This window comes from Streptomyces sp. NPDC050121 (assembly GCF_044460385.1).
GTDB classification, from domain to species: domain Bacteria; phylum Actinomycetota; class Actinomycetes; order Streptomycetales; family Streptomycetaceae; genus Streptomyces; species Streptomyces soliscabiei.
This window is the reverse complement of record NZ_JBITJV010000007.1, coordinates 283,750-296,357: the sequence shown is the minus strand read 5'-3', so window position 1 is coordinate 296,357 and position 12,608 is coordinate 283,750. Positions and strand designations below refer to the sequence as shown.

10 protein-coding genes and 1 pseudogene are annotated in these 12,608 nt (G+C 68.3%); 4 read left to right on the top strand and 7 right to left on the bottom strand.

What is annotated here, in order from left to right; genetic code table 11:
- Positions 1–194: 194 nt before the first annotated feature.
- Both ACIBTS_RS14030 and ACIBTS_RS14025 read left to right on the top strand, forming a co-directional pair.
- Positions 195–791: pseudogene (locus tag ACIBTS_RS14030) on the top strand (acyl-CoA dehydrogenase family protein); the annotation flags it as partial.
- A complete protein-coding gene (locus ACIBTS_RS14025) occupies positions 788–1,555 on the top strand; it encodes an SDR family NAD(P)-dependent oxidoreductase (protein WP_399319227.1) in 768 nt (255 codons plus the stop codon). The pseudogene ACIBTS_RS14030 and the gene ACIBTS_RS14025, both read left to right, overlap by 4 nt.
- A gap of 49 nt (positions 1,556–1,604) precedes the next feature.
- Here ACIBTS_RS14025 and ACIBTS_RS14020 read toward each other — a convergent pair whose 3' ends face one another.
- The 3 genes from ACIBTS_RS14020 to ACIBTS_RS14010 form a co-directional block, all read right to left on the bottom strand.
- On the bottom strand, positions 1,605–2,627 hold the full coding sequence (locus ACIBTS_RS14020) for a zinc-binding dehydrogenase (protein ID WP_399319225.1): 1,023 nt from the start codon (positions 2,625–2,627) through the stop codon (positions 1,605–1,607).
- Between the two features lie 9 nt (positions 2,628–2,636).
- Positions 2,637–3,497: a fumarylacetoacetate hydrolase family protein gene (locus ACIBTS_RS14015; protein ID WP_399319223.1), complete on the bottom strand. Its 861-nt coding sequence runs from the start codon at positions 3,495–3,497 to the stop codon at positions 2,637–2,639.
- Between the two features lie 97 nt (positions 3,498–3,594).
- Positions 3,595–4,440, bottom strand: a complete 846-nt coding sequence (locus ACIBTS_RS14010) for an IclR family transcriptional regulator (protein WP_399319222.1) — start codon at positions 4,438–4,440, stop codon at positions 3,595–3,597.
- A gap of 49 nt (positions 4,441–4,489) precedes the next feature.
- Between ACIBTS_RS14010 and ACIBTS_RS14005 the strand changes: the two genes are divergently transcribed.
- Entirely contained in the window at positions 4,490–6,202 is a 1,713-nt protein-coding gene (locus ACIBTS_RS14005; protein ID WP_399319220.1) for an IlvD/Edd family dehydratase, read from the top strand.
- Between the two features lie 67 nt (positions 6,203–6,269).
- A complete protein-coding gene (locus ACIBTS_RS14000) occupies positions 6,270–6,959 on the top strand; it encodes an SDR family NAD(P)-dependent oxidoreductase (protein ID WP_399319218.1) in 690 nt (229 codons plus the stop codon).
- 126 nt (positions 6,960–7,085) lie between these two features.
- On the opposite strand, the gene ACIBTS_RS13995 is transcribed toward ACIBTS_RS14000, so the two are convergent.
- The 4 genes from ACIBTS_RS13995 to ACIBTS_RS13980 all read right to left on the bottom strand — a co-directional run bounded on the left by ACIBTS_RS13995 (position 7,086) and on the right by ACIBTS_RS13980 (position 12,425).
- The gene (locus ACIBTS_RS13995) at positions 7,086–7,889 is read right to left on the bottom strand and encodes a carbohydrate ABC transporter permease (protein WP_399319216.1); all 804 of its coding nucleotides are present in this window, start codon (positions 7,887–7,889) and stop codon (positions 7,086–7,088) included.
- A gap of 104 nt (positions 7,890–7,993) precedes the next feature.
- The gene (locus tag ACIBTS_RS13990; RefSeq protein ID WP_399319214.1) at positions 7,994–8,884 is read right to left on the bottom strand and encodes a carbohydrate ABC transporter permease; all 891 of its coding nucleotides are present in this window, start codon (positions 8,882–8,884) and stop codon (positions 7,994–7,996) included.
- Between the two features lie 73 nt (positions 8,885–8,957).
- On the bottom strand, positions 8,958–10,148 hold the full coding sequence (locus tag ACIBTS_RS13985) for an ABC transporter substrate-binding protein (RefSeq protein WP_399319212.1): 1,191 nt from the start codon (positions 10,146–10,148) through the stop codon (positions 8,958–8,960).
- 261 nt (positions 10,149–10,409) lie between these two features.
- Positions 10,410–12,425, bottom strand: coding sequence for a hypothetical protein (locus tag ACIBTS_RS13980; RefSeq protein WP_399319211.1), 2,016 nt, complete (start codon positions 12,423–12,425; stop codon positions 10,410–10,412).
- Between the last annotated feature and the right edge of the window lie 183 nt (positions 12,426–12,608).

The following is a 12,608-nucleotide window of genomic DNA, read 5'->3' as shown; positions in this document are numbered from 1 at the left end:
CGCCAGTATGCGCCCGTCAGTCCATGGCGGAGGGAACAACACCTCCCGCTCCCGCTTGTACCCGCCGAGCTCCCGTGAGACGGCTGGGGACAGCCGCCCATCGGCAGTCGCGTCATCGATACCCGGCCTGAAGCAGTACGCCTCTTAGTACTCCAGCTGTAGATGGTGACTGTATCCCCGAGCCGTCCGCACCCAGGCCACTGGACCTGGTCAACCGCCAGTTCGAAGCCCATCGTCCGGACTAGCTGTGGGTCGCCGACCTCACCTATATCCGCACCTGGTCAGGCTGGGTTTACGTCGCCTTCGGCCTGGACGCCGGCCGGCTCGGTATCGCCGCGGTGGCCGTAGGACTGGCTCAGGGCGCGCTGGACGACGCGCTCACCTACGCCCAGCAGCGGGAGACCTTCGGCCGCAAGATCATCGATCACCAGGCGATCGCCTTCCTGCTCGCCGATATGGAGGCCGCGGTCACGTCCGCCCGGGCGACCGTGCTGGCCGCGGCGCGCCGCAAGGACGCCGGGCTTCCCTACGGCCGACAGGCCAGTATCGCCAAACTCGTCGCCACCGACGCCGCGATGTGGATCACCACCGAGGCGGTCCAGATCTTCGGGGGCGCCGGCTACACCCGTGACTTCCCGGTGGAGCGCTACATGCGGGAAGCCAAGGTCATGCAGATCTTCGAAGGAACCAACCAGATTCAACGCATGGTCATCAGCCGCGACCTCGCCCGCGGCAACCCCGGCCCCACCACCCACGTCGTGCCCGTCGCGCCCACGGAGGTCCACCCATGAACCCCAACGCATCGGTCGCCCTGGTCACCGGCGGCGCCAGCGGGCTCGGCCGCGCCGTCGCCACGGAGCTGCTCACCGCAGGAGCCCATGTGGTCATCGCCGACCTCCCCACGTCCCCGGGATCGGACGTCGCCGCCGAACTGTCCTCCCTGGGCAAGGTGGTGTACGCCCCCTGCGACGTGACAGACCCCGAAACCGTACAGGCCGCCGTCGACACCGCCGCCGGGCTCGGACCGCTACGGATCGCCGTGAACTGCGCCGGCGTGGCCACCCCCGGCAAGCTGCTGTCCCGCCGCGGGCCGTTGCCCCTGGAGGAGTTCGAGCGCGTCGTCCGGGTCAACCTCGTAGGAACATTCAACGTCTTCCGGCTCGCCGCCGAGCGCATCGCCGAGGCCGAGCCGGTGGCTGGGGAACGAGGCGTGCTCATCGCCACGGCGTCGATCGCGGCTTACGACGGGCAGGTCGGCCAAGCCGCCTACGCCGCCTCGAAGGGCGGGGTGGTCGGGCTCACGCTCCCGGCCGCACGGGAACTGGCACAGCATCAGATAAGGGTCGTCACCATCGCGCCGGGAATCTTCGACACTCCGCTCATGGTCGGACTGGCGCTGGAAGCTCGGGAATCCCTGGGCCGACAGGTGCCACACCCGGCACGGCTCGGCGACCCGGCCGAGTTCGCGGCGCTGGTCCACCACGTCGTGGCGAACCCGATGCTCAACGGCGAGGTCATCCGGCTCGACGGCGCCGTCCGCATGGCCCCGCGCTGACGAGCCGCCCCTCGGCCGCCACCTGTCACTGTCACGATTCAGCCGCTTCTCACTCCCCGCTCAGGCGCGGGTCGACATGGATCTTCGGGCCGGCTCCCCCACCCGCGGGGCGATCACCGGCGAGTACTGACCCGACCTGGTCCAGGCTCACGGTCGCCCCCAGCAACGGCCGGGGATTCACGAGCCCCTCCGCATACGCGGTGACGGTCGCGTCGAGGGCGGGAGACGCCGAGAGCACACCGACCGCGGTGACGTCCTTGAGCGCGAGCGTGCGGGTGTCGATCCGGCTCGGTTCACGGGCAAGACCAATGTAGACAACGCGGCCGCCCGGCTCCACCAACTCCAGTGCCAATGCGGGTAGTTGGGAGGCGTTGGAGGCGTCGACGACCGCGTCGAAAGGAAGGTCCGGGAGGGTGCCCTCCCGCCAGAGCCGCTCGAAACCGAGGCTGCCCGCGAAGTCCAGGGAACTCTGTGTCTCGCCCATGAGGTGCACGTCGGCGCCCATGGCCCGCGCGAACATCGCGACCAGCAGCCCGATGGTTCCCGGACCGAGGACCAGTACCCGTTTGTTCCGGTCCGGCACCGCGGCGCGGGCCGCGCGCAGGGCGTTGCCGCCGGGTTCCACCAGGGCGCCGAGCACTGCGTCGACGGATGCAGGCAGGGCGTGCAACGAGGAGGCCGGTACGGCGACTTGCTCGGCCAGTGCTCCCGGCCGGGGGCCGCGGACGCCGAGTTCCTCCCGCCGCTCGCACACGTGCTGCTGACCGCGTACGCAGCGGCGGCACGTCCCGCAGCCCAGCATGGTGTCCCCCGTGACGCGCCGCCCCAGCCAGCCGGCGTCGACGCCCTGCCCGACGGAAGCGACGCGGCCGGACCATTCGTGGCCCAGGCGCAGCGGGTAGGCGGCCAACCCCTGGTGCAGGTAGGCCATGTCGCCCGTGAACAGCTCGACGTCGGTCCCGCAGACCCCGACCCGTTCGACGTCGACCACAACCTCGCCAGGTGCCGCGGACGGCTTCGGCAGGTCCTGGACTTCGTACGTGCGAGGAGCAGTGACGACGAATGCCCGCATGGCGCGCGCTCACCGGGGCCCGACGACGCGCTGGCACTGTGCGCCGAGGCCGCTGATGCCCAGCTCCATCACGTCACCGGGCTTGAGCCACAGCGGCGGGTCGAAGCCCATGCCGACGCCGGGCGGAGTGCCTGTGTTGATGAGGTCGCCGGGCTCCAGGACCATGAACTGGCTCAGGTGATGCACGATGAAGTACGGGTCGAAGATCATCGTTTTCGTGTTGCCGTTCTGGCGGCGCACCCTGTTGACGTCCAGCCACATGTCGAGCGCGAGGACGTCGCCGATCTCATCGGCGGTCGCCAGCCAGGGCCCGGCGGGGTTGAAGGTCTCGGCGGACTTGCCCTTGGCCCACTGCCCGCCGCGTTCCAACTGGAAGGCACGCTCACTGACGTCGTTGACGACGACGTACCCGGCGATGGCGTCGCGCGCCTCTTCCATTGAGCCGAGGTAACTGGTGCGCCGGCCGATGACAATACCGAGCTCCACCTCCCAGTCGGGCTTGGTGGAGCCGCGCGGGATGCGCACATCGTCGTTGGGACCGACGAGGGTGTTGGGCGACTTGGTGAACAGTATCGGTTCGTCCGGCACCGCCATCCCGGATTCAGCCGCGTGGTCGCGGTAGTTGAGGCCGATGCAGAGAATCTGGTGCGGTCGCGCGATGGGGGCGCCGATGTGCTCCCCGGTGAGGCGAAGCACCTGGCCCGCCGCTGCCCGCTCGGCCACGACAGGACGTACGCGGTCGAGCCCGCCGGTCCCGAAGAACGTCTCGCCGAAGTCGGTGACGACGTCGGACAGGTCTACGTATGTGTCGTCGTCCACGCGGGCAACGGGCCTCTCGGCGCCGACGGCACCGATGCGCATGAGGTACACGGGCTCAATCTCCAGATTCGGATGGGCAGTTCAGGAGCGGAGCGGGCCAAAACGGTCGACGGTGGGGCTCGCCGGTCGGGGCCGTGAGGGCTGTCGTTCAGCGGAGCGGTTCTCCCAACGGGCCGAGCAGCCGGCGGACTTCGTCGTACGCGCCGACCAGCGCGTTAAGCGGCGTGCGATAGGTCAGCGCGCTGATGCTCACCGCTCCGGACGGGGCCGTCGCCGAGGTCGCGTACACGGGCAGCGCCAGGCAGTTGACACCAGGTTCGTTCTCCTGGTCGTCCAGGGCGTAACCCCGCTCCCGGGTGGTCTCGAACTCCCGGTGCAGTTCGGTGGCCGTACAGCGCGTCCGCGGGGTGCGTCGCTCCAGAAGGTCGTCGCCGATCCAGGCCCCGACGTCGGCGAGGGACCTCAACTCGTGGGCGAGCAGCAGCTTTCCGACACCGGTGGCGTGCGCAGGGTTGCGGCCCCCGACCGTGGAGGTCAGGCGGACCGCGCCGGCTGGCGGGTCGACCTTGGCGCGGTAGACGACCTCCTGGCCGTCGAGCACCGCGTAGTGCGCGGTCTCGTTGAACCGCTCGGCCAGTGCCTCCAAGACGGGCCGTACGCGGACATGCTCGGGGCGCGCCTCATGGTGAGCGAAGGCCATGCGCAGGAACTCGTCCCCGAGCAGGTAGTGCCCCCGGGCGTCCTGGTCGGCGAGACCCGCTCGGCGCAGAGACTGCAGGGCGCGGTGCACGGTCGGCTTGGGGCTGGCGATCACGCGCGTCAGCTCGTCCAAGCCCGCGCCGTCCGGGTGGCGCGCGAGTTCCTTGAGGACGGCGAGCACCCGATCGGATCCCACAAGTCCCTGGTCCTCGCGCTCAGTTGAACGGGGTGTCGGGGGCACACCCTTCTTGTCGCCGGGGGCTTTCGGTCCGTCGAACGTCTGCGTATTATCCATGACGTTCCAAATATTAGACCGCCGTACCGACTATTGGAAAGATTCGCGGGTGAAGCTTCGAAGCTCACAGTGGTACGCGGGCCAGGACCGCAACGCCTACATCCACCGGGCCTGGATGCGCCGGGGCGTACCGGATGACGCCTTCGCCGGCCGGCCGCAGATCGCCATCGCCAACACGGCCTCGGATCTGACCCCTTGCAACGCGCACCTGAACGAGGTCGCGGCCTCCGTCCGCAATGGTGTGTACGAGGCGGGCGGCATCCCGCTGGAGCTGCCCGTGGTGTCGCTCGGCGAGACCAACGTGCGGCCGACCGCCATGCTCTGGCGCAACATGGCCGCGATGGCCACCGAGGAGATGCTCCGGGCCAACCCCATCGACGGCGTCGTCCTGTTGGGCGGCTGTGACAAGACGATCCCATCGCTGCTGATGGCCGCCGCCTCGGTGGACCTGCCCGCCGTCGTAGTGCCAGGCGGCCCGATGCTCACCGGGACCTTCCGCGGCAGGCCGCTCGGCTGCGGCACCGACGTGTGGAAGCTGTCGGAAGAGGTGAGGGGCGGCACGCTCACCCAGGAGGACTTCACCCGCTCCGAGTCCGCGATGATCCGCAGCCGGGGCCACTGCAACACCATGGGCACCGCCTCCACCATGGCCCTGGTCGCCGAGGCCCTCGGCACAGTGATACCCGGTACGGCCGGAACCCCCGCGCCCGACAGCCGCCTGCTGCAAGCCGCACACGGCACCGGGCGCCTCGCCGTCGAGATGGTCGGCGCCGACCGCCGCCCCGCAACCTTCCTGACCAGGGCGTCCTTCCACAACGCGATCGTGGCGCTGGCCGCCGTCGGCGGTTCGACCAACGCGGTCGTCCACCTTCTCGCCATCGCAGGCCGCCTCGGCATCGATCTCGTCCTCGACGACTTCGACCGCATCGGCTCGCGCGTCCCGGTACTCGTCGATCTGCAGCCCGCCGGCCGCTTCCTCATGGAGGACTTCCACCGCGCCGGCGGGCTCCTCGCCGTCCTGCGCGAGATCCGCGACCTGCTCGACCCCGAGGCCCTCACCGTCACCGGACAGCCCCTCGTCAACTACCTCGAGGACGCGCTCATCTGGGACGGTGAGGTCATCCGCCCCAGCGAACAGCCTCTGGTCGCCCACGGAGGCATCGCCGTCCTGCGCGGGGATCTCGCTCCCGACGGCGCCCTCATCAAACCCGCTGCCGCCTCTCCCCACCTGCTCAAGCACCGAGGCCGGGCCGTCGTCTTCGACTCCATCGAGGACTTCCACGCCCGCATCGACGACCCCGACCTGGACGTCGACGCCAACTCCGTCCTCGTCCTGCGCGGCTGCGGACCCAAGGGCTACCCGGGCATGCCCGAGGTCTCCAACATGCCCCTGCCGAAGAAGCTGCTGGAGCAGGGCGTGCGCGACATGGTGCGCGTCTGCGACGGTCGGATGAGCGGCACCGCATACGGCACGGTGGTGCTGCACGTGGCCCCCGAAGCAGCAGCCGGCGGGCCGCTCGCCCTCGTCCGCACCGGGGACGTCGTCAGCCTCGACGTCGCGGCCCGCCGCATCGACCTCGACGTATCCGAGGACGAACTGGCCCACCGCACCCCGAACAAGGCCACCCTCGACGGCTTCGCCGCCCCGCGCCGCGGCTGGCAACGCCTCTATGTCGACCACGTGCAACAGGCAGACACCGGCGCCGACCTCGACTTCCTCATCGGCTCCAGCGGCTCCGACGTCAGCCGCGAATCCCACTGACGAGCCTGGCCGTACGGGCCACCAGACCCTCGGCTCCTCACCCCTGACGACCCACAGGAGAGGCATGATGACGACCCCTGCCAGGACCGCCCTCGTCACCGGCGGCGCCGGCGGACTCGGTGCCGCCATCGCCGAACGCCTGCGAGCCGACGGCATCACGACGACCACCCTCGACCTCGCCGGTACCGCGGCCGACATCGGGGTGGACGTGACGGACGAGTCCGCGCTGCGTCAACTGGCTGTCGATATGGGGCCGGTGGACATCTTGGTCAACTCGGCCGGCATCGTCGGACCGAACACCCCGCTCGTCGACACCATGCCCGAGCAGTGGCGCCGTGTCCTTGACGTCAACGTCATCGGGACCGTGAACACCATGCGCGCCTTCGTGCCCGGCATGCGCGAGCGTGGCTGGGGCCGCGTCGTCAACTTCGCCAGCATGGCGGGCAAGGACGGCAACCCCAACTTGTCCGCCTACTCCGCGTCCAAGGCCGCAGTCATCGCCTTGACCAAGTCCGCCGGCAAGGAGCTGGCCACCAGCGGCGTCCTGGTGAACGTCGTCACACCGGCCGTCATCGCCACGCCCATGAACGATTCCACCGCCCCCGACGTGCTGGAACACATCACCGGACTCATTCCGATGCAACGTATCGGGCGCCCGGAGGAGGTGGCCGAACTCGTCGCGTTCCTCACCTCCGACCGCGTCAGCTTCTCCACCGGCGCCGTCTATGACATCAGCGGTGGCAGGGCGACCTATTGACGGTCGAGGTCCATGGTCAGGTAGCGGGGGCCTGGTCCTGGACGGGCTCAGCATGGCCTGAGCCTTGATCCAGGTGCCTTCTGGCGCGCCTTCGGGGTCGCTACGACGTGATCCGCAGGACAGGCCCTATCCCTTGATCGCGCCTTCGGAAAGCCCCGAGACGATCCGCCGCTGGACGAACAGGTAGGCGACGACGAGCGGCAGGCTCGTGAGCACGACGTGCGCGAAGATCAGGTTCCATCGCACGATCGACGTGTCCGGCGACGCCGATGCGAACTGGTATAGGGCCACCGGGAGGGTTGCCCTTTCGCTGCCCTGGAGAAGGAACGCCGCGAAGAAGAACTCGTTCCAGACGGTGATGATCAGGATCATGGATCCGACCAAGAGCACAGGAAGCAACAGCGGAAGAATGACGTGTCGGTAGATCTGAAGTCTGCCCGCGCCGTCGACCTCCGCGGCGTCCTCCAGTTCGGCCGGCATCGCCCGGATGAAACCGGTGGCGAGGAAGACGACCGTTCCCAGGCGGGTCCCGGTCATGACGAGAAAGTAGCCGAGCCGCGTGCCGTCCAGGCCGGTCAACTGCAGCTCGTAGATGGTCGGGAGGACGGCCGGCGGAAGCAGGATCGACAGCACCGTGAGGTTGTAGGCGAACTTCATCGTCGTACTGCGCGATCTCGCGTACGCCCATGCCGCCAGCGAACCGAGAAGTACCGCCGAGGCGATGGTCGGCACGGCGATGAGAACGCTGTTCATGACGGCCGTGCCGTAACGGCCCTCGTGGATGACCGTGGAGTAGTTGTCGATGAGGCTCCAGGCTTTCGGCAGCCCGAGCCCGAGCACACTGGCCTCTCTGAGGGGCTTGACCGAGTTCACCAGCAGGAGCCACAGCGGGATTCCGATCCAGCCCACAGCGACAGTCGTCAGGAGCACGGCTCGGGTGGTCTCCCGGAGGCCCTTCCGACTGACACGGACTGCTGGACGTCGGCGAACCACCGCCTGAGGCTGAGGCCGAGAGCCAGTAGCAATGCCGGCCATCACACCTCTGTCTCTCGACTGCGCAGGAACGCGATCAGCGGAAGGGCGATCCCTGCCACCAACGCGGTCACCACCAGGCTCAACGCACTCGCGGTTCCGAAGAAGCCCCCGCCGTACTGTGTGAACACCGCGATGTTGAGCACTGTGGTGGCATCGCCGGGACCTCCGCGGGTCGTCGCCATGATGATGTCGAAGGCGCTCAGCGCCCCGATGAGTGTCACGACGATTGTGAAGGTGAAGGCCGGCGCCAGGAGGCGAAGGCGGATGCGCCAGAACCGCTGCCAGGCGTTCGCGCCGTCCACCACCGCGGATTCGATGACGGACCGTGGGATCGCGTTGAGTCCGGCGATGTAGACCAACGTCGTCAACCCGCTCCACTTCCAGGCGTCGATGAAGGCCGTGGTGGCCAAGGCGCTGAAGCCGTGCCCCAACCAGGCGTAGTCGAAGCCCGGTACGACCAGGCCGATGGCCCTGTTGAGCGGTCCCGCCGGGGCGACGATGGCGGACCAGATATATCCCGCGGCGACCGGTGCGATGAGGACCGGGAGGAAGAACAGGGCGCGGAAGACACTGTTGACACGATCGGAACGCTGCAGTGCCAGGGCCAGGGTGAGGCTGAAGGCGTTCTGGACGATCATGGCGATGACCGCGTACGTGAGTGTGGCCTCGATCGCGCCTGCCAGGATGCCCTGCTCGGCCATGCTCCGTAGGTTGTCGAAGCCGTTCCAGCTGATGTCTTCGGCATAGCCGGTCCATCGGGTGAACGCGAAGCGCACGTTCAGCAGGAACGGGAGCAGGAAGAACGCGCAGACCAGGAGGAAGGCCGGCAGGGCGAAGGGCCACCACCGACTCCGGCTGCGGCGGGCTTTTCTCGATGGGCGGGCGCTCACCGAGCAAAGCCCGCCAGGCGCCGGAGGCACGTTCGCCATCGTCTGCGCTGATCGAAGGGGTCGCATCGACTCGTCACCACCCCGGCAGACCGGCGGCCTTGGCGCCCTGCTCGAAGGCGGTCTGGGCCTTCTGCCCCACACCCTGCGGTGTCTCCTGGCCGCTGAGAATCCCGGTGGTGTAGGTGGGGAACCGGTCGCTGAAGCCCACCAGGTCGGTGTTGAACGCCAGAGCCGAGTTCCTTTTGTACGCATCGGTGATCTGCTGCTGCAGGTGCTGCACGCCGGATGGCTCTTCGAAGCCCGAAAGGAGCGGGGGGGTCTTGGATTCGTCGATGTACTGCTGGTACCCCCCGCCGGTGGCGTACTTGATGAAGGCGAGTGCCGTGCTCTGCCGTCTGGCATCCCCGGTTTTGGGGACGTACCAGGTGCCGGAGACATTCGGCGCCCACGCAGCAACGGGAGCGTCGGCCGACACCGCGGCGAAGCCGATGGTCGCGTCCGTCTTGTCGGTGTCGCCGCCGAACTCCTCGTTGAACGGGCTGAGATCGGAGCCGAGCGCGACCATCGCGCTCGACCCGTCGGCGACGGATCTCACCGACGCCTCGAACGTGGCGGTGGTGGCGTCCTTGTTGAAGCAACCATCCTTGCGCAGCCGATCGTATGCGGAGGCTCCGGCGACGAACGGGCCGTTCCGGTCGTCGAACGCGGCCTTCTTGTCCATGATCTTCTGTGCCCAGTCATCCCGCTTCTGAGCCGAGCTCATGTACAGGATGCCGCCCAGGATCTGCGTGGGCCATTGTGAACCGCCGCTTTCCCAAAGAGGGGTCACGGCAGGATCCTTCGCTTTGAGTACCGAGCAGATGCGGCTCAGGTCGTCGTACGTCTTCGGGGCTCGCAGTCCGGCCTTCTTGAGCACGTTCTTGTTGTAGAAAATGCCGAAGAGCCCTGGGCTCTGAGTGACCGCGGCGTACGTTCTTCCGCGGTATGCCCCGACGTGCTGGTAGAGGTCGCCGGACTTGGCGACGTACGGCATGCTTGACAGATCCACCATGTTCCGGGCCGGGTTGAGGGCCCAGAAGGCGGAGGTGGCGTGGTATTCGAGGATGTCGGGCCGGTCCCCGCTGGCCCACTTCGTCTGGACCTGGTTCTCGAAGCCGTCCGCGGCGATCTCGACAATGTTCATCCTGACGCCGTGCTTCTCCCCGAACCGCTCGTAGACGTTTCTGATCGATTCGGGATCGGCGCTGTTGGTCCAGACGGTCAACGCTTTGGCCTGGACCGTGGCCTCCCCCGTCCCAGGAGGTCCGGAGTCTGCGCCGGCGCCGGGGTTCGAGCAGGCGGTCATCGCCAGAACTCCGAGGATTCCCGCTGCTGCGCCTCTGCGTGTCACGCCCTTCATCGGGCAACCTCCTCCTGTGCGGCTGCGGAGCCTGTCTCCGTGCATGAGGTTCGTGTCCGACGGGTGAGGGCAAGGACCTCGGCAGTCCTCGCCCTCGCCGCCGGACGCATCCACCGCGCCGACAGCTCAGCCGACCCGCAGGTTCGTCGGCGTGATCGTCTCGCCGGCCGTCACCTTCACCGTGGCCGGGCGGCCGCCGGGGAGCGTGACGACAGCGATGCCGCGGTCGTTGGTGTAGGCGTCCTGACCGGGGGTGTCGATCCGCGCGTGAGTCACCGGCCGGGTGTCGACAGTGGCCTCGTGTGGGCCCATGCCGCCGACGCTCGCGGTCACCTTGATCTCGTAGCGGCCATGGCCGAGGTGCTTGGCCGTCGCCTTCATCTGCGGCTTCTTCGGCAGTCGCTCGGGGCAGGAGCCCTTCTGCGTCAGCCACGAGGGCGGTCCCGTTACGGTCTTGCCGTCGTAGGTGGCGGTGGAGGAGCCCTTGTAGGTCGGCGTCCCGGTGACGTTGCCGCCGGCGATCTCGAGGTCCTTGCGGAGCGATCCGGTGTGCTCACCCGTCATCACGAGGTTGGTGACCTCGTGGACCTTGGTGATACCGGGTTCCAGGACGTCGATCTTCTTGGTCCCGTCGAGGAACGTCTTGCCGTCCTCCGAGTAGTTCTTGTACGTCGCGGAGAAGTCGCCGTAGACCGCGCCCTGCTTGCCGTTGTACCGGACGTCCACGGTGCCGCCGCCCGGACCGTGGAGAGTCACGTCCCCGACGTAGCCGAACGGAGTGTGCCAGTCGACCGGGGCCGGGGCCCAGTCGCCGACCTCGGAGCTGACGACGGGTGCCGGCTTGGTCGGCTTGCGGCTGGACATCTTCGCGACGAGCAGATAGTCGGGCGCGTCGCCCGAGAAGAGTCCGGCTCCCTCCTTTAGCGCGGTGGGCGCGAACTTCGTGCCGTCAGGACTCCACGCGCCCCACCCCGAGACCGTGTCGTGCGCGTGGATCTCCGGGGCGACGATCGGCTGACCGGACACCGAACCACCGTGGTCGCCCTCCCCGGGCATGAGCCACATGACACCACCACAGGCGATGTTGTTCGGTGTGTTGATCAGCATGCCGGCTTCGGCGCCGATCATCGGCGCGTCGATGAAGCCGCGGTGCGGCAACAGGCCTCCGAGCGCGTCCCACATGTGGAGGGTCCGGTTGCTCCACACCATGGCGCTCTTGCCGTCGGGAGCCCCGGCGAAGTCCTCGTCCCAGTCCGGGTGGTTGGTCAGCCGCTTGCGGACGCCGGTCTTGAGGTTCACCTCCCAGACCTCGGGGTTCTCCGAGTGGGTGCCTCCTGAGTGCACGTACGTCACATGGCTTCCGCCATGGGTGAAGGTCTTCAGCTCGTAGAGCCCGGTGCTCTCCGACCAGGCGTCGATGTTCCGGTCGGTCGCCGAAGTGGGGCCGGGCGGGTTGATGACCTTGGGGTCCTCGGCGACGTACTTGTCTTCCTTGCGTACGAGTTTGGCGACCACCATCTGCTCCAGGCCGTCAGTGCGGACGTCCGAGTAGCCGATGTGCTTTCCGTCCTGCGCCAGCGTCGGGTAGGCGCCCTGGCGGACGACGGCCTGCGGTCTGTTCGCGGCTCCGCCCGGCGGGATCACGCCGCCCGGAGGGTTCGCCGTGGAGAGGTCGTACGGCAGGTACTTGGACGTGCGGCAGTTCACGATGCTGGGCGCGCACTCGAGCACGCCGTAGAACCCCAGGAAGAGCCGCTTGCCGTCCGCGAACGGGAATACGTAGGGGAGCCGCGGGATGTCCGCCCCGGTTGAGCAGGTGAGGCAGCGGAGGTTCTTGCCCTTCAGGTCGGTGATCCACGCATCGCTCTTCGACTTGCCGTCCACCGTGTGTGTCCCGGGGAACAGCAGATGCTTGCCGTCGGGGGCGAAGGACGGGCTGCCCGCGCGGATCTCCGGGGGCACCGGGATGCGCTCGAAGCCGATCGGCTCGAACGGAACGTCGCCCTTCCTCGCAGGTGCGGCCGCGCGCTCAGCCCCCGCTTCGCCGCTGCTGGCGCCGGCATCCGTCGCCCCCAAGGTCAGGAGCAGGGACGCGGTGGCGCCCAGGGCGGGCAGGATCCGCCAGCGCACGCTCGCGCTCACTGACGGATGTTTCGACCGCGACGTCGTCCCGGCGGCGCGACGGCGCGAACGGGAATGGGACATCTTTCCTCCGTGCGTGTGGATGTGGATGTCGAGGTGGGTGGGGTGCTGCGGAGAAGTGCCGCGTTCTTTACTTCGCGTAAAGCTAGGGTGGAGCTTTACTTCGCGTCAAGAAGTCGTCCT